We start from the raw sequence: 18,104 nt of genomic DNA, 5'->3' as shown, positions 1-18,104 counted from the left end.
AAACTAATCTTGCGCCCTATCCCTTAAACATTGCTTCCGAGCAAGGGATAGGGCAAATATGGGAGGGACTTATATATGTTGGAAATGGATACTATTAAAAAAAAGCATCAATATACCGTATCAGTCAGAGTTGATAATAGTAACGCGAAAGGGCTTCTTCTCAAGATGAAGGAAAAGCTGATAAGTGAAAACGAGCTTTCCTCGGAAAACGGGCTCTCTTTTACTGCGTATGCTTGTATGCAAGAGAATATCCTTGTAATCGCGGCCGATCAGATATAGTGCTGACTCGAATTGTGCCTCACAGTTACAGGATGCTTAGGAAAATCATAAGAAAAACTGCTGCAATGATTTGATCGATCAAGAGAGAAGTTATTCACAAAAAAGTCATCTTTGCAAATAAAACTGCAATGATGACTTTTTCAGCGTTTTCTTAAGTCGTACGTTTAAGCGTACGAAGAACGCCATAGATGCCATTCTCCATTTCGCGCGGCATGAACTTGATGGTTACGGCTTCCTTACCTGCAGTTAATGAATCAGGAAGGACGAAGATTCGCTCGTAGAACATCCGCTTCCATTCTTTCGTGAACATCTCGGTGGCTAATAGCTCTCCGTCAATAAAGATGTCACAGCTTCTATTCGTGTGAAGTTGGTTAAAGGTCACGGCTAACTCAGCTCCTGGCTGAACCTTCATCTGATAGCTGAACCATCCACCGGCTGCAACCATTCTTCCGTTCAATCCTTCCCACGTACCGCCGTATGTTCGTTCTCCCTTTACCTGATGCTCTAATTCGTATTGGTCATTTCCGATTTGTATCGCATCAAGGGTAGCCTCTCTCATGTTCCGTTCCCGTTCCTCTTTCTCCACATGCCTCTTGAGCTCTTCAGACCCTAGGTCCAGTAGGCTCCAGTAAATGCCGTATCTTTCACGATGCTGCTTGTAGTGAGGTGTAAAGACAAGCCGCTCATCTTCGTCTGTATGCTTAAGAGCAAACGCCAAATCTTCGCCTAGACGAATCACATGCTCATCGAAACGGCCAAGCCATTCCTCGACACGCATGCCTTGCGGGACGATATAATCTTTGAGGATCATTCGCCTGGTCGCAACGCTGACGATAATACCGGTTTTCGATTCGACCATATCTTCGGTGCCAAGTGCTGCGCTTAGAACAACCGGGCCATATTGGAGCCCAATGACATGAGGTGAATCAGGCAGGCGGGAATAGGCAACCTTCATCGGAATTCGCAGCCCAATTGTATCGCCATCCTGCCAAATCCGGTTGATAATCGCATAACCCCGCTCGACAATAGGTGAAACACCTTCTCCGTTAACTGTCATTTCAATCGCTTCTGCCGCCCAATAAGGGATACGAATGTGCAAGGCAAGCTGCTTTGGCTCCATCGTTTCGACTGTTAGATGAACCCTATCGGTTTGAGGGAGTGAGGTGGACTGCGTAATCGTCACATGTTGCTCTTGCCAAAGCAGTTTCGAGCTTACGAACTGATTAACATATAGCTGGTTATCGGCATAGAAATAAATACTATCATTTAGTTTGGTGAAACTTTCCATACCGGTACCGGTGCAGCACCAGAAATGTTCAAACGGGGAGCTGTAGAGTTTGAAATATCCGGTTGCCATGGGCTGAAAATACATCGTCATGCCAGTGTCCGGATTTTGGGATGATAAGATGGCGTTCAGATAAGTTCGCTCGTAAAAATCAGCGTATTTGATATCTTGCGTAAGTTTGAACAGCTCTTTGGTCAGTTTCAACATATTATAGCTATTGCATGTCTCGCAGGTAACATCGGAACGTTTGCTGTCCAGCTCATCAGGTTCGCCGAAATGCTCGCACTCACTGTTTCCGCCCGTGATATAGCTGTGGTGGTACACAACGGTATCCCAGAAGTTAACGGCCGCTTCAAAGTAGCTGCGTTCGCTTTCCCCAAGTGTCAAATACCGGTTCAATGCTCCGATAAACTTCGGAATCATCGTGTTGGCATGTTTGCCCTTCAGTACATCTCTTCCCTCCCGAAGCGCATCGAACAGGCTGATCTCATCGAACCGGTGGGCGGCCTCAAGATGCCGGTTGTTTCCTGTCAGATTGTAAAGATCGTACAGGCAATCGTTCATGCCGCCATATTCCACAGCCAGCACGGTAGTTTGAACTTCGGCTGTCCATGCGAGGGCCCGGTTCGCCACCCAATCGCCCAGACGGTTCACGACATGAAATGCTTGCTGCAGCTTTGTAGCATGATAGACGGCAATCAGGCCTGCAATAATTTTGTGCAGGGTATACCAGGGCACCCAAGCGGGTTTGCGATTCTCTACATTGTCAAATAACGTTTCGGGGAAAGCGGATAGATAGCCGCTTTCCTGTTGGCATTGGGCTAATTCTGCAACAAGGTATTCGATTCTTGCGAGCATATCCTTATCTTTCTTTTGCGAATAAGCTTGTGAGATAGCAGTCAAATAGTGGCCTAATGTATGGCCCCGGATTTCAGTGTTCTCCCACCCCGGGTATTTTTCTGCTTTCGGCTGCAAGCCCTTTGTTTCACGAAAGCTGGCAAGAAGGCGGTCGGCTTCGTAGCTGGTCAAATAGTTCCATTCTTGCTTAAATGCATGAGTAAGAATATCATCCGATAATTGGACTTGATTAAGCCCGAAATGCCTTAAAGTGGTAGGGTTGGTGAGTGCTTTCATTAACCATCATCCTCTCGCTCTTGTAGTAATAGCGTAATACTAGTACGCTATGGACGTAAATAGCATAAGGTTTGATTAAGTGTCAAAAGGGAAGTTGTTTTTTACCCATCCTTTAACTTTTGCTTATTTTATTCTAAGATTACTAGTGAGAAAGGATGAAGGCTTATGACCTGCTACAGCTTCCGTGTTGATACACCCGTATGTCTCGTTATGACCGGCAAATTCGTTGCTCCCTCTTCAGAGTGGAAGCATATGTACCGTGTATTGTCGGAATTCGAACTTTTTATTCAAACCAGTGGCACGTTATATATAGAGATGGACAAGGAACGGTATGTCCTGAATGAAGGAGACTTCCTGCTCATGCCGCCACAAGCCGTGCAACACGGTTATCAAGAATCGGACTGCAGCTTCTACTGGCTTCATTTCAATGTTCAAGAAGGCTATGAGACGTTACATAGCGACTCGGTGTACGAGCCCTCCGTATTAACGATTCCTCAAAAGGGGACACTTCGAAATCCCGATAAGCTGATTGTGATGATGAAGCAGCTTCAGGATTCCATCCGCAGCTACAGGGAACAAACGCTGAACAATTATTTGACGACAAGTATTCTATGTGAATTGGTTAATCAGTTGTTTCTTGCCCACCAATCTGGGAAGAATCGCAAGCAGCAGCTGTATAACGACATCGTGGATTATATAAAGTGGAACCGGAATGAGAATATGAAAGTGAACCAGCTAGCCGAGCATTTCGGCTATAATGCCAAGCATTTATCTTTTTTGTTCTCAGAGATTGCGGGAATCTCCATTAAGCAATTTATGTTGCAAGAGAAGATGGATGCCGCAAAAACGCTATTGGTGGATACGAATCAAAGTATAAAGGAAATATCTTACCATTTGGGTTACTCGGAAAGTCAACAATTTACGCATAGCTTTAAGAAAATCACAGGCCTTACACCAACCGATTACCGCAATGCATACGCTAATCGGTTGCTATATTTTAAGTGACACCGGAACTACTAAGCAATGAAATAGAAGGGGTTTGGCATGCAATTGTTAAAAAATTGCAAACGTTTTTAAATGTGTGCAGCAATTGTGCCTAGTGAAGGGAGTTAAGGCACTAATTGGCGTTTATGCTATTACCTGAACACTGCTGAGGGGAGTGGGGAAGTGACTGTAATTCGTAGGGGTAATACCTATATTTTGTGAATTGTAAGCGCATTCTTGATGCGTATAATAAATAGTGTAAGCAACAAATGATTAACCTATACAAATATGTATTATCATGGAGACAATAAGGGAGGATTAGAAAAATGGTTAAGAAAATAAAACGACCTGTTTTAGTAGCAATGGTACCTGTTCTAGCTCTAGGATTAGCACTGACAGGCTGCAGCGACTCGAAGGATGCGGCAAGCAGCACCTCTTCGCCAAGCGGTAGCCAGACAACGCCTGCGGCAACGCAGAGCAATGCAGTTAAACCAGTCACTTTGTCCTTATTCATTGACAGTCCGTATCAACAGCCGACTCCTGACAACAAGATATACAAGATGATTAAAGATAAGACAGGTGTTAGCCTTAAAATGGAGTTCTTGGTCGGTGACCTGCAGCAGAAGCTGGGCGTTATGATTGCCGGAGGCGATTATGCGGATATAATGACAGGGAACGATAAGCTAATTGCGGCCGGTGCTTTTGTACCTCTCGAGGATTTAATTGAAAAGTACGCACCGAATTTGAAGAAGCACTACGCAAGTGTGTGGAATCAGATGAAGGATCCTGCTAGCGGTCACATTTTTGCGCTTCCAAACTACAACGTGTTTAGTGGTCAATTCAACGAAACGGCTTATGAAGGCCCAGGCTTTTATCTCCAAAAGGATGTCCTGAAGGAAATGGGGTATCCAACACCTAAAACGTTGGATGAGTATTTCGATATCATTGCTAAATACAAAGCGAAACATCCGGATATGATTGGGTTCGAGACGTTAAACTTCGACTGGAGAAACTTCCCGCTGCTTAATCCACCTGAGCATTTAGCTGGTCACCCAAATGACGGCGGAGTTATCGTCGAGAACGGGAAAGCGCAAATCTTTGCGGATAAGGACATCGCCAAGACATACTACAAGAAGCTGAATGAGATCAATGCGCAAGGCCTGATGGATAGGGAAGCTCTCGTGCAGAACTACGATCAATACTTGGCGAAAATTGCTAGCGGTCGTGTCATTGGGATGTTTGACCAACACTGGAATTTCGGTGATGGTGAACGCTCGCTGATTTCACAAAACAAAATAGGCAGTACCTACGTGGGGTTCCCGCTCTTATACCCAGGCGCCAAAGAGTACTATCGTGACCGTCCAGTCTTGAACATCAACCGTGGATACGGGATTTCGACGAAAGCCAAGGATCCGGTTCAAATCATCAAATTCCTCGACTCACTAATGACCGAAGATTGGCAGAAGACACTCCAATGGGGTATTCAAGGCGAAGACTATTTGGTGAAGGATGGCAAGTTCGCTCGCACCCCTGAACAGCGCAGCAAAGCGGATGATAATACTTGGAAACTTGCTAATAAAGCAGAAGCGTTCTTCGCTAATTCACCTAAGATGCAAGGGACATATAGTGACGGGAATGCAACCGATCCAGGAACACAGCCACAGGAATTCTACGATAGCTTGAAGCCGCAGGATCAAGAAGTATTGAAAGCTTACAACCATAAGACATGGGCAGAGTTCTTCAAAACACCAGCAGAGAATCCTGTCTATTATCCAGCGTGGAGCATTGACCTGATGGATGGATCACCAGCCAAAGTGGCCAATACGAAGCTGAATGACCTTGCCGTCAAATATTTGCCGAAAGCCATTATGGCCAAACAAGACGACTTTGAAGGTGTATGGAAAGAGTATGTGGATCAGATTTCTAAAAGTAATTTCAAAGTTTATGAAGATCGTATCAATGATCAAATCAATTGGCGTATTCAGAACTGGAGCAGTAAATAAAAGGATAGAATGTGTCGTAGAGCGGGGAAGATTTAGGTCTTCTCCGCTGTACTTCCAAGGAGGAAATGTCGATGGCCGAGACCATACTGTCTAAAAAAGCAAAGAAAAAGCAAAGAATTGATCCGGAAATCGGCGTCGGTTTCAGTTGGAAAACGATGAAAAACCAGAAACAGTTGATTCTGATGTCGTTTCCCATCGTGATTTATATTCTGATCTTCAATTATGTGCCGATATGGGGATGGCTGATGGCGTTCCAGAATTATCGCCCGGCTTTGAAATTTTCCAAACAGCAGTGGGTGGGGCTGAAGCATTTTAAATTTCTATTTCAAGATGACACGTTCTTGACGGTGCTTCGCAACACGCTTGCTATGAGTGTAATTAATTTGGTTCTAGGCTTTGCAACAGCCATACTGTTAGCTCTTTTGCTGAATGAGATCAAAGTTCGTTTTTGGAAGCGTTCTATCCAAACGATATCGTATCTACCTCACTTTCTGTCGTGGATTATTGCTGCGGGTATTGTAGCGACTTCACTATCCGTTGATGATGGAATCGTTAATCAGTTGCTGTTGAAGATGCATATCATCACAGAACCTATCATGTGGCTTAGCGAGGGGAAGTATTTTTGGGGGATTGTGGGCTTGTCTAATGTATGGAAAGAAGTAGGGTGGAATACGATCATTTACCTTGCAGCCATCACCTCGATTGATCCATCACTGTATGAGTCTGCCGGAATCGACGGTGCCAACCGTTACCAGAAGATCCTGCATGTCACACTGCCTGGGATCAAGTCCACTTTTATTATTCTATTAATTATGAACGTTGGGCACATCCTAGATGCAGGCTTTGAGATTCAATACCTGCTCGGCAACGGGTTGATCGTCGACTGGTCACAAACGATTGATATTTTCGTTCTAAAGTACGGAATTTCTCTAGGAAATTATTCACTGGCAACTGCGGCAGGTATTTTCAAAACAGTTGTTAGTATAATCCTTATTCTGATTGCAAATTCTACCGCCAAGCGTCTTGGTGAAGAGCGGTTGATATAAAGGAGAGATGATGATGGGAACAACGACTGTTCGCAGAACTCGGATCGAGCCGATTCTGTTCCATACAATTAACGGCATCTTCATGCTCGTTCTTGCTGTAGTTACGCTTTATCCTTTCCTTCACACCTTGACGATTTCATTCAATGAAGGCAATGATGCGCTTCGTGGGGGCGTTTATTTATGGCCGCGTTCCTGGTCATTGCAAAACTACAAGGCAATTTTCATTTCCGGTACGATCTATCATGCGGCTTGGATTTCTGTAGCACGTACAATTACAGCAACCGTAATAGGTGTGTTTCTCACCTCCATGCTTGCCTACACACTGGCGCAGCCCCAATATATTTTCCGTAAAATAATAGGTTTAATATTCGTGTTGACGATGTATTTTAATGCGGGGCTAATTCCTAATTACTTTCTGATTAAAAGCTTGGGATTGTTGAACAACTTTTGGGTATATGTGTTCCCAGGGATGGTAAGTGCGTTTAATCTAATTGTGATTCGGACGTATATTCGGACCCTCCCATCGGGATTGGTTGAATCTGCGAAGATAGACGGCGCGGGTGATTTTACCATATTTGTACGAATTGTTCTCCCGCTGTGCACGCCTGTTCTAGCGACCATCGCCCTGTTTATTGCAGTTGGCTCTTGGAATTCGTGGTTCGATACGTTCCTCTATGCTTCGTCCGAATTGAAGCTGAGTACACTTCAGTACGAAATGATGAAGCTGCTTGGATCTACGATGAACAGCAACAATGATCCCGGTTTGATGGCTGGGGCCAACACGAATCAAACAAAGGCCATGGTTACGCCTGCTTCCATACGTGCGGCGATCACGATTGTAGCTGCGGTTCCGATTCTATTCGTATATCCTTTCCTACAGAAGTATTTCATCGTCGGAATGAATCTTGGAAGTGTCAAAGAGTAAGCCGTAGTATAAACCATGATGATAATCATTTTCCGTTTCAGCTCGGAGCTGGGACGGTTTTTGCTTTATTTAAACACAACCTATCCTTTATAATAGCCATATCGACTCCCTGAAATGAGGTGTTTCCCATGTTAAGGGTCATGTTTGCTGATGACGAGCCCTACATGCTAGAGGGACTGCGGTTAATGATTGATTGGCATAAGTTAGGCTTTGAAGTATGCGGGGAAGCGTTGGATGGCGAAGACGCATTAGCCATGATGGCGTCGACACGGCCTCATTTGGTGCTGACGGATGTTCGTATGCCTGTCATAGATGGATTGGAACTGATTGAACTAGCTGCCAATCTACACCCTGAGGCGGAGTTTATTATCTTGAGTGGATACGCAGATTTCGAATACGCCAAAAGAGCTATGCGACATGGTGTGGCTAATTATTTGATGAAACCTTTCAATGAAGGGGAGCTTGTAGCTGCAGTGGAAGCGGTCGCAAATACGATTCAGGCGCGTGAAACTCACAAGCAATACGAAAGTGCTGCCTTGGAACGCTTACGATTGGAAACGATTTCAAAACTTATGCAGGGAGAAATCGGGCAGAAATGGATTGATCAGGCGAACGCCTTGTTGAATCTTCATGAAAGTTCCAGCATTCGCTGCATCTTACTTGAACCTGACGTTCAGGCTCAGGTCCAATTGAATCTGAAGCAGGTTATTGAGGATATGTTCAAGCTTCCTCAAGCGACATTGTTTCCATTTGGCGTTGGCAAAGAACGTCAGGGATTCTTGCTAGTCTCGGGAACAGAGGAGCCTGATCTTTCTCCCGCAATCATTATAGAGTTAGTTGCTAGTGTCCGAAATAACTGGGGCAGTTCGCTCTCGTTTTCAGTAAGCGGCGAACACAAGGGACCTCTTGCGTTAAAAGAAGCATTTCGTGAGGGACTTATGGCCGAAATGTGCAAGTTCCCTTCTGGAACTGAAGGGATTTACATCTATCAAGGAGAGCAGTCAATTGAGACGCTGCCTGCATTTGTTGGAATGACGAAATCCATCTTAGATGCCGTAGGGAGCGGGTGTTCAGAAACGGTGCGAGCCCACGTGCACCACTTATTCGTCGCGCTTTCGAGGCAGTCTGTCTCTGAATCTTGGGTGAGAGCTTATTTAGGCAATATTAAGCTTGAAATTCTTAAGGCTATTACCCAATCCAGCGGTGAGCCAGTGTGGGCTCCCACTTGGTTTGCTCCCACCGTTCCAATGGATATTGGCCTCTTGGAACGCAAGGTCATGCGGGAATTCCTGCAAGCTGTAGAGTGGATTGGCCTGAAGAAAGGTTTAGGGCAAGATGCCGTCATATCTGCAGCGGAAGACTACGTCAAATCGCATTACAGCGAAAAGCTGCAACTCCAGCATGTTGCAGAGCATTTTCGGCTGAATCCGGCCTACTTTGGCCAGAGGTTCAAGAAACAAGTCGGCCTCACCTTTAATGAATATTTACATGTCGTACGAATTGACGAAGCCAAAAAATTACTTCGTCGTGAAGAACTGAAAATAGCCGATGTCGCTGATCGTGTCGGTTACTCAGATTCCGAACAGTTCGTAACCAAATTCAAGGCACATACCGGCCTGTTACCCTCATCATACAAAAAGGGCTAATATACGACTGACAAGGAGAACGAATATGAGCCGGAGATGGAATCTGTTGCGTATAGTCAATGATATTCCGCTGAAATTCAAGTTTTTGATCATTTACTTGATGTGTGTGCTGCTTCCCATTTTGTGTATAAACAGTTTATTTTACCTGCAGGATAGCAGGAATACGGAACGTAGAGTGATGGACAACTTACGAATTTCCTTGGATCGTGTCGGAAATGAAATTATGCAAATGGTGAACGAAGGTGTGGTGATCGGCAACGCTGTATCCGCTGACCGTATCTTTAATGAAATGCTTGAATATACGTACTCGGATAATGTTGCCTATTACGAAGAATATGATAGTTACCTCCGAGACAAATTAGGACAGTATCCGAATATTTATCCCTACATCTCTTGGATTGGCGTATACACCTCAAACCCAACACTATCCAATGGTGGAAGCTACTTTATGTTTAAGCCCAATGATTTGAAGAGTGAATGGTATCAGAAGATGAACGAAAAGAAAGATAAGGTCACAGTGACCTCTTATTTGGATACGAATCCCATGAATCCCGAGGAGAAAATGGTATATGTCAGCATCATTCGAAAGCTGGACAATTTCCCTGACCTCATGAAATTCTCCAAATATCTGCGTATCGATATTCGGATGGATAAGCTGATGGAGCTATTTGATAAAGAACACAATTACTTGCTAATCAAGCTAGTGGATGAGGAAAATCGGCTTGTTCTGGAATCGGCAGGTAAGTTTAAAAGTGCTGACCCTCTGCTGCCGACCCTGCCTGTCTCAAAGGAATTTCAGTTGACAGGCTTACCTGAGAAGAGCTTCATCATTCCACTTGGTACGGCCAGTTACGTGTTTAATTGGCGACTAGTCGGGGTACCAGAGGGGAGTCGAATCGCGGAGGAGAGGAAGGGGGTTATCCACTTTTTTACCTGGCTGACGCTCATCTCTACGATCATTCCGACGATATTGATTTATATCATTATGCATTCCTTTAATTTCCGGGTAAGAAAGCTCTCCAAGCATATGAATTTGTTGAAAAATGAAAGGTTTGAACCCATCACGATGTATGAAGGGAAAGATGAGATTGGCAATCTGCTTCGCAGCTTTAATCTAATGACAGGGAAAATTCGCAACTTAATCAATGACGTTTACAAGCTCGAAATACAAAAAAAAGATTTGGAGCTCGAACGGGTGCAGGCAGAGCTGAAATATTTGCAAAGTCAGGTAGATCCTCACTTCCTGTTTAATACGTTAAACGCCATTCTCGTTGTCTGTAAGAAACATCGCTATGAGCATGTGACGGAAATTATTCAAAATTTGTCTCAGCTTCTGAGAAGACTGCTAAGCTGGAAAGAGGATTTGGTGACGGTAGAAGAAGAGTTAAACTTTACTGCCATGTACCTCCAAATCGAGAAGTTCCGATTCCAGGATCGGTTTCATTATGAATTGTCCATTGACGAATCTGTTCTGTCGTATCGAATCCCGAAGATGAGTATTCAATCGCTCGTTGAGAACTCTTGCAAGCATGGGCTTCAATCGGTCAAAGGAAATCGCAGAATTCGGATATCTGTAGAGAGAGCAGAGCTGAACATGCTCATGAAGGTCGAAGATAACGGAATCGGAATGAACAGTGAGAAGCTGGATGAGATTGTTCAGAGTCTGTTTAAGGGAGAAGATAACGGCAAGAACATCGGACTTCGCAATGTGTACCGCCGCTTAAATCTGTTTTACGCGGAACGTTCTCTTTTCCATATTGAAAGTGTTCCCTTCGAAAAGACAAGTGTTACCATACAAATTCCTCTGAGTTTAATCAAGAATCAGGAGGAGGCCCGTGGACATGTATAAGGTTATTTTTGCTGATGACGAGCCTTTCGCCTTGGAAGGAATAAGGCTCATGGTTGAATGGGAAGAGCTTGGCTTTGAAATCGTGGAAATGTGCGAGAACGGCGAAGAAGCATTAGCCTGCATTGAAGCCTATAAGCCTGATCTCGTGGTGACCGATATTCGGATGCCGGTAATTGACGGGTTAGAATTGATCGATCGGGTGCAAAAGGCTGGCAGCGATCCGGTATTCATCATCTTAAGCGGCTACAATGATTTCGAATACGCGCGCTCCGCCCTGAGGTATGGGGTTAAGCATTATTTGCTTAAGCCGGCTTTGGATAGGGAGTGGGAGGCTGTCATTGAATTAGTTATTGGGGAGCTGCAGCACCGAGAACAGCAAAGGGTACGCCATGACCTCGTTTCCGACCGTCTAGTACCGACTCTGCTTGCTCAGATGCTTCGGGGAGAAATTTCGGCAGCAGACGGGAACGTTGGCGAGATACTAGATCCCTTGGCACAAGGAGATCAGGGCTGGAGGTATATTCATGTCGAATGGCTTGGTAGCCCAGCACAGGAGCTGGATGCCCGTTACTTCCTTTCGCGCAAAGCTTATGCAATTGACTTGTTTGGGAGTCAGGACGGCCTTGTCATGGAGTCTTTCTCCGGGATCGAGGAATGGGCTCAACAGGTATACGAAGACCTGCGCGAGCAAGGTATCGAATGCTGCTTGTCGATAGGTCCGCGGGTGGACGCCCTTCGTCATATTGCAGACTCGTATGCAGGTTCTTTAGAGACTTCGGTGCATCATTTCTTTCATGTATCCGGGGGTCCACTCGATTACGAAACGATCCATCACAAGCGCATCAACTACGATTTCCATGCGGTTTCTATCGTAGACGACATTCACATTGCGATTGAGGCGCTTCAGGAGAAACGAGTTGGGGAGCTGATTAAACAAATGTTTGTGATGATATCTGATCATAAAACGGCTCGGGAGGTCGTCCATTTGTTGGTCATCCGCATTATTCTGAAGAGCGCAGCGGTCATGCGGGAGATGGGCATCGATTCAGAGGAGCTGCCTCGTATTCGCGATTTTTTGAGAAAGGAGCATCGGTGCTTAAAAGAAGTAGAAGAATCCCTGCAGGTTTATATGCAGCATTACTTGAGCCAGTTGAAGCAGCATAAAGACAAATTCTCAGGCCATCCTCTTCGGGTCATTGAGCGTTATATTCAAGAACATTATCGGGAAACGTTAACAATTAAAGATATCGGAGAAAGGTTCTTCATGAACCCAGTTTACTTAGGCCAAGCGTTCATGAAGCGGTGCGGCGTAGGCATGATTGAGTATATTCATGACCTGCGCATTCATGAGGCGAAGCGAATGCTGTGTGAATCGGATGAAACGATTCGCGTGATCTCGGAGCAGATTGGATATGCTAACTATCATCATTTCCTCAAAGAGTTTGAGAAACGTGTATCTGACAAGCCAGCCGTGTATAGACAATTAAGCAAAACCTAACAGAATAGGGAGAGAATCCCACGGTCTGCATTGCTTCTGCGAAGGACGTGTATTTCTTTTCTAAGAGATACACGTCTATTTGCTATGAGTGCGACTGAAAACATCGCACACAACCTTGAAAGATTTTAGGAATAGGGGGGAGAGATCTTTAATCTGTGAATGGTAAGTGTATTCAGATTCTATATGATATAAGATAGAAGGCCTGTTTAAACAGGGGATGATGAGGAGGTTTGCCAATCTATGAACAACAAGGTACCGAACTTGCATGAGGCTTATAATGGCATATTCAGAATCGGGGCTGCTGTTAGCACGAAGACCATCCGTTCCGAAGGGGACTTCATCGCCCGGCATTACAACAGCATTACCGCGGAGAACCAGATGAAGTTCGAGGAGATCCATCCAGAGGAAGATCGATATACATTTGAGGCAGTGGATGAAATAATGGATTTCGCCTTGCAGAACGGGATTTCCGTTCGGGGGCATACGATGGTCTGGCATAATCAAACCTCCGATTGGGTGTTTGAAGGCCCCTCTGGCGGTCCTGCCGACAAAGAACTGGTTCTCTTGCGGATGAAGGAGCATATCCGTACGGTTGCCAGTCGTTATAAGGGCAAGGTTTATGCGTGGGACGTGGTTAATGAAGCAATCGAAGACAAGGCGGACCTGGTGATGCGAAGTACCAAATGGCTGGATATTCTCGGGGAGGATTATATCTCCCATGCCTTCGAGGCAGCACATGAAGCCGATCCGAATGCGCTTCTATTCTATAACGACTACAACGAGACAGAGCCGGTCAAACGGGATAAGATTTATAATCTGGTCCGTTCATTGAAGCAGAAGGGGGTTCCTATCCACGGAATCGGCATGCAGGGACATTGGAATATCTATGGTCCTTCCTTGGATGAAATACGGCAAGCGATCGAGCTTTACGCATCCCTCGATCTGGAGCTTCACATCACCGAGTTAGATCTATCCCTGTTTCAATTTGAGGACCGGCGGACCGATCTGTTGGTACCCACTGAGCAGATGGTGGAGCTGCAGGAGCAGCGGTATGAGGATATCTTCAGGCTATTTAAGGCATATCGAGAAGTCATTACGTCGGTAACTTTCTGGGGAGCGGCTGACAACTATACGTGGTTGGACAACTTCCCAGTTCGCGGCAGAAAGAACTGGCCGTTCCTATTCGATGGGGAATTTCAGCCTAAAAAAGCATTCTGGCGCGTAATCGGATTAGTAAATACGCCATAATTGAGGGGGGGTTATTCTTTAGTTTGAGTATGTGATGCCAATGACCTAAGTTGTAGAATGAAATTGGAATAAAATTGTAAGCGATTGCAGAAAGAGGAGGATGCTTGTGAGAAAAAATTTTAATGTATGGATGGTCATCGTTCTGCTGTTCGGGATGATCGCTCCCCATCTGCTAGTGCCTTTGATGGCATCTGCTGCCAGTCATACGATTGTTTTGTCCCAAAGCTTTGAAGACGACCAAACTGGCGGTTGGGTTAAGGTATCCTGGATGGGAGACGGAACGATTGCCGTAACATCGGCAACAGCCTCCGAAGGCTCCAAATCCTTGGCAATGACGAACCGTGCTGCGAGGAACAGCAGCCCGTTCCTGGATTTGACTTCGTATACGCAAGCCGGTCATACGTACGATTTGTCACTGAAGCTTAAAGTCGGAGCAGGAACCGATAGTTTCCATATTGCTTCCAATGTCGATGCCGACTCGCTAACCAACAAGTATCCTTGGCTGGTGGGGAATAAATCGGTTAGCTCCACGGATTGGACCACCTTTGAACTGAAGGGATACGAGCTTCCGGGCGATACGAAGGCGTTCAAGATATGGGTGGAATCGGATCCAGCTTCCACCACTACGGAGGACCTCTATATCGATGAAGTGAAAGTAACGGACGTCACGCCGGCTGCACCATCGGATTCGGGAGTTGTTGACCAAACGGGCATTCAATCCTCCTTTGAGGACGGGCAAGGGAATTGGGTACGCAGAAACGGGTCCGGCAATATCGATATATCGACGGCTGACAATCACACCACAGGCGGCTCCAAGAGCTTGCTGACCACGGTATCAGAGCAATATGACGGACCCTTGTTGAACGTCCTTGGTAAGATGTCCAAGGGTTACAAGTACGATTTGTCCGCATGGGTAAAATTGGCTTCGGGGCAGTCTCCCACTATATTGCGACTCTCTGTACAGAGCGGTGACAGTTCTTATGCCAATGTTTCATCTAACGTGACGGTAACATCCGACGCTTGGGTAAAGTTGACCGGCACATTTACATTAACAAGCACTCCGACTGTTTTGAATGCATACGTGGAAGTAGCCAACCCGTATAGCGATGCAAGATCTTTCTATATGGACGATTTCGAATTGTCCTATTCGGGTCAAGTATCCGGGCCGAAGCCGATTCAAACGGACATTGATCCTTTGAAGGACATCTATGCGGACAACTTCAAAATTGGTGCTGCCATAACGGGAGATCAGCTGACTTCCGATGTTCACAACCTTCTGGATTATCACTACAGCTCTCTCGTAGCTGAGAATGCCACAAAGCCGGGCTCTCTGGAACCGACAGAAGGGCAATGGAACTGGGCGGAAGCAGACAAAATCGCACAATATGCCAAGGCTCACAATATGAATTTCCGGTTGCATACCCTTGCTTGGCATTCGCAGGCTGCAGAATGGATGTTTAAGGATGCCCAGGGTCAGCCGCTTGCAGCTACACCGGAGAATAAACAGTTGGTGCTTGACCGTCTGACGACTTATATCCAAACCGTGGCGCGTCACTTCAGTGCTATAGACGTGCCGATCGATGCCATCGACGTCGTAAACGAAGTCATTGATCCCGGTCAGCCAGACGGCATGCGCAAGAGCGAGTGGTATACTTTGACTGGTTTGGACTTCATCCGTACAGCCTTCAGAGTTGCTCGTCAAGAGCTGCCGAACGCAAAACTGTATATCAACGATTACAGTACGCAGGATCCGGTCAAACGCGATTTTTTGTTTAATCTGGTGACGAAGCTGAAAGGCGAAGGCGTTCCGATTGACGGCGTGGGCCACCAAACGCACATTAGCATCGGCGGTCCCTCTATCGATCAAATTTCCGATTCCATCCGGAAATTCGGCGAAGCCGGATTTGACAATCAGATAACGGAGCTTGACGTTTCAGTGTATACGGACAATGCCACCAGCTTTGATGACTCCATGCTTGTGAAACAAGGCTACCGTTACAAGCAATTGTTCCATGAACTGGTTAGGCTGGACAATGAGGGGAAAAGAGCTAATACGAACACTCCAGCTTATCATCCTGACGGATGGATCAGCAATGTTACGATATGGGGAATTGCAGACGATCATACTTGGCTCGACAACATTAATAATATAACCCGTAAAGATGCTCCTCTTCCGTTCGATGTGCAGTTTCAAGCCAAATATGCTTATTGGGGAATGATTGAGGCTGTAAAGACGCTGACGCCTACCCATCTTCCTATAACTGCTCAAACAGCATTTACAGCTCAAGGCACACCTGTGAATGCTTCGGATTCGGTTTGGGATACAATTCAGACCATAAAGACTCAGCAGTCAGGTACACTGCAGGCTCAGGTGAAAACCTTGTGGGATGAACATAATCTCTATGCCCGCGTAGCGGTCAAAGACATTACCAAAACCGCAACGGATCAAATCGAGCTCTTCGTGGATGACAATGGAATCAAGAAATATACGTTCGCACGAAATAATTCTCAAATTACGGAAGGTTCTGATGGTTATGTGCTGCAAGCATCTATCCCGTTGGCAGGTACCTTAGGCAAGCAAGTGAAGTTTGATGTAAGAGTGACCGACATGGGGATTAATGACGGTACGGAGCATGGCAGCAACGGTGTTATCGTTTCCTGGAGCGATCCTCGGAACGTCCAGGGCAACGACAGCCTCGGTTACGGGGCCTTGACTTATATCGATGCTACCAAAGCGGCAAAATCCCTTTATGGAACCCCCGCTATCGATGGCGAAATGGACAGCATGTGGGCTGACGCTCCGGTTAATACGACCGATGTAAGGGTAGAGCAACATAACAACGCAATCGCTAAAGCGCAATTCCGTACGATGTGGGATGAGCATAACCTTTATTTCTATGCCGTTGTGAAGGACAGCGTATTGAATGATGCCAACGTCAATACATGGGAGCAGGATTCAGTGGAAATTTTCGTTGACCAGAACAACGGAAAAACGGAGAATTACCAAGATGACGACGGCCAATACCGAGTTAACTTCAAGAACGTAAAGACAGTCGGCGGCCATGCAACACAAAACAACTATACAACAGCCACCAAAAGAATGGACGGAGGCTACGTCGTAGAAGCAGCAATATCGCTGGATTCGATCACTCCAACTGCAGGAACCATGATCGGATTCGACCTCCAAGTCAACAATGCTCAGGACAGTGGAAGCCGGGACAGCGTTTTTTCATGGAATGACCCGACAGGTCAATCCTATCAGAACACTTCGAGATTCGGTGTTCTGACGCTTCAGCCAAAGCCTGCACCGCCTCAGAACGACACTACTCCGACCTCTACACCGGAGGTGTCCATTAAAGTTGACGACCAAAAGGGCGGCAAAGTGGAACAGAACGGAGCGACCATTAATCGGGTTCCGGCTTTAACGGATATTCAAGGACACTGGGCTGAAGATGGGATACAAGAACTTGTAAAAGCAGGAGTGATCGACGGCTACCCGGACGGCACATTCCATCCTGATTCAACCCTAACAAGATCCGAGTTCGTATCCATGATCGTCAAAGCTTTTCACCTGACGGCAACAGGCGGAGCTGGGTTCTCCGATACCGGTAGCCACTGGGCAAAGGAGGCAATTGCAATAGCATCCGCACTGGGTATTGTAGTCGGCTATGAGGACGGAACCTTCGGCCCGGATGACAACATCACCAGGGAACAAATGGCCGTAATCCTTGCACGTGCCGCACACCTGGCTGCGGCCAGCGGCAGTCTGGATTATAAGGACAGGAGTGACGTCTCCACGTGGTCCCAAGGACCACTTACGGCTTTGACCGTCAAGGGTGTGCTGAACGGCTACGAGGACGGTACCCTGAAACCGAAGGCATTCAGCACCCGCGCAGAAGCGGCGGTTAGTATGATTAGGATTTTGAATGCTCAACAGGTACAATAACGCTCCGCTGTTACTCCAGCTGCCTCGCGCGGGGAACTACGGTGCGCTATTCTAGGCAAAAGTGTCATTTTCGGGAGGTTGAGGGAACTACAGTACGTTATTTTGCTGTTATATGGGAATTTTGACGTTTTTTGTGGTAACTACTTAGGTATCAGTTAGTTGAAAATAAATTGCCCCCGAAATGCACGGAAAAGAGAGTCGAAAATTGGGCGAGCTTGTTTTTGTAGAGTGGAGATCACACTGCGGATTCTTAGGAATAAC

The 18,104-nt window shown here is 46.1% G+C and carries 11 protein-coding genes; 10 read left to right on the top strand and 1 reads right to left on the bottom strand.

The features are described 5' to 3' along the window. Positions 1–75 precede the first annotated feature (75 nt). Complete coding sequence (locus IEY34_RS10260) at positions 76–279, top strand: hypothetical protein (RefSeq protein ID WP_189011041.1); 204 nt, start codon at positions 76–78, stop codon at positions 277–279. A gap of 151 nt (positions 280–430) precedes the next feature. Here the strand turns inward: IEY34_RS10260 and IEY34_RS10255 are convergent, their stop codons facing one another. Then, complete coding sequence (locus tag IEY34_RS10255; protein WP_189011038.1) at positions 431–2,698, bottom strand: glycoside hydrolase family 127 protein; 2,268 nt, start codon at positions 2,696–2,698, stop codon at positions 431–433. 165 nt (positions 2,699–2,863) lie between these two features. Here IEY34_RS10255 and IEY34_RS10250 point away from each other — a divergent pair, with 165 nt between their 5' ends. The 9 genes from IEY34_RS10250 (at position 2,864) to IEY34_RS10210 (ending at position 17,843) form a co-directional block, all read left to right on the top strand. Then, a complete protein-coding gene (locus IEY34_RS10250) occupies positions 2,864–3,703 on the top strand; it encodes a helix-turn-helix domain-containing protein (protein ID WP_189011036.1) in 840 nt (279 codons plus the stop codon). Positions 3,704–4,008: 305 nt separating this feature from the next. Beyond that, on the top strand, positions 4,009–5,685 hold the full coding sequence (locus IEY34_RS10245) for a type 2 periplasmic-binding domain-containing protein (RefSeq protein WP_189011034.1): 1,677 nt from the start codon (positions 4,009–4,011) through the stop codon (positions 5,683–5,685). Positions 5,686–5,756: 71 nt separating this feature from the next. Next, positions 5,757–6,731, top strand: coding sequence for an ABC transporter permease (locus IEY34_RS10240; RefSeq protein WP_189011032.1), 975 nt, complete (start codon positions 5,757–5,759; stop codon positions 6,729–6,731). A 13-nt stretch (positions 6,732–6,744) separates the two neighbouring features. Next, the gene (locus IEY34_RS10235) at positions 6,745–7,656 is read left to right on the top strand and encodes a carbohydrate ABC transporter permease (RefSeq protein ID WP_189011030.1); all 912 of its coding nucleotides are present in this window, start codon (positions 6,745–6,747) and stop codon (positions 7,654–7,656) included. Positions 7,657–7,784: 128 nt separating this feature from the next. Beyond that, a complete protein-coding gene (locus tag IEY34_RS10230) occupies positions 7,785–9,302 on the top strand; it encodes a response regulator transcription factor (protein ID WP_189011028.1) in 1,518 nt (505 codons plus the stop codon). Positions 9,303–9,327: 25 nt separating this feature from the next. Further along, complete coding sequence (locus IEY34_RS10225) at positions 9,328–11,151, top strand: sensor histidine kinase (RefSeq protein WP_189011026.1); 1,824 nt, start codon at positions 9,328–9,330, stop codon at positions 11,149–11,151. Continuing rightward, positions 11,144–12,649, top strand: coding sequence for a response regulator transcription factor (locus IEY34_RS10220; protein WP_189011023.1), 1,506 nt, complete (start codon positions 11,144–11,146; stop codon positions 12,647–12,649). Before IEY34_RS10225 ends, IEY34_RS10220 begins: the two co-directional genes overlap by 8 nt. Positions 12,650–12,889: 240 nt before the next feature. Further along, positions 12,890–13,897: an endo-1,4-beta-xylanase gene (locus IEY34_RS10215; RefSeq protein WP_189011021.1), complete on the top strand. Its 1,008-nt coding sequence runs from the start codon at positions 12,890–12,892 to the stop codon at positions 13,895–13,897. Between the two features lie 106 nt (positions 13,898–14,003). Next, a complete protein-coding gene (locus IEY34_RS10210) occupies positions 14,004–17,843 on the top strand; it encodes an endo-1,4-beta-xylanase (RefSeq protein ID WP_189011019.1) in 3,840 nt (1,279 codons plus the stop codon). Positions 17,844–18,104 lie beyond the last annotated feature (261 nt).

This window comes from Paenibacillus marchantiophytorum, from assembly GCF_014640555.1.
GTDB lineage: Bacteria > Bacillota > Bacilli > Paenibacillales > NBRC-103111 > Paenibacillus_E > Paenibacillus_E marchantiophytorum.
Note: the sequence above shows the minus strand (reverse complement) of the source record. Positions and strands in the feature narration are given on the sequence as shown.

Bases quoted from the DNA above. Each gene is read 5' to 3' on its own strand.
- IEY34_RS10220 (WP_189011023.1), top strand. From the start codon at position 11,144: ATGTATAAGGTTATTTTTGCTGATGACGAGCCTTTCGCCTTGGAAGGA.
- IEY34_RS10240 (WP_189011032.1), top strand. From the start codon at position 5,757: ATGGCCGAGACCATACTGTCTAAAAAAGCAAAGAAAAAGCAAAGAATT.
- IEY34_RS10255 (WP_189011038.1), bottom strand. From the start codon at position 2,698: ATGAAAGCACTCACCAACCCTACCACTTTAAGGCATTTCGGGCTTAAT.
- IEY34_RS10260 (WP_189011041.1), top strand. From the start codon at position 76: ATGTTGGAAATGGATACTATTAAAAAAAAGCATCAATATACCGTATCA.
- IEY34_RS10230 (WP_189011028.1), top strand. From the start codon at position 7,785: ATGTTAAGGGTCATGTTTGCTGATGACGAGCCCTACATGCTAGAGGGA.
- IEY34_RS10235 (WP_189011030.1), top strand. From the start codon at position 6,745: ATGGGAACAACGACTGTTCGCAGAACTCGGATCGAGCCGATTCTGTTC.
- IEY34_RS10245 (WP_189011034.1), top strand. From the start codon at position 4,009: ATGGTTAAGAAAATAAAACGACCTGTTTTAGTAGCAATGGTACCTGTT.
- IEY34_RS10250 (WP_189011036.1), top strand. From the start codon at position 2,864: ATGACCTGCTACAGCTTCCGTGTTGATACACCCGTATGTCTCGTTATG.
- IEY34_RS10225 (WP_189011026.1), top strand. From the start codon at position 9,328: ATGAGCCGGAGATGGAATCTGTTGCGTATAGTCAATGATATTCCGCTG.
- IEY34_RS10215 (WP_189011021.1), top strand. From the start codon at position 12,890: ATGAACAACAAGGTACCGAACTTGCATGAGGCTTATAATGGCATATTC.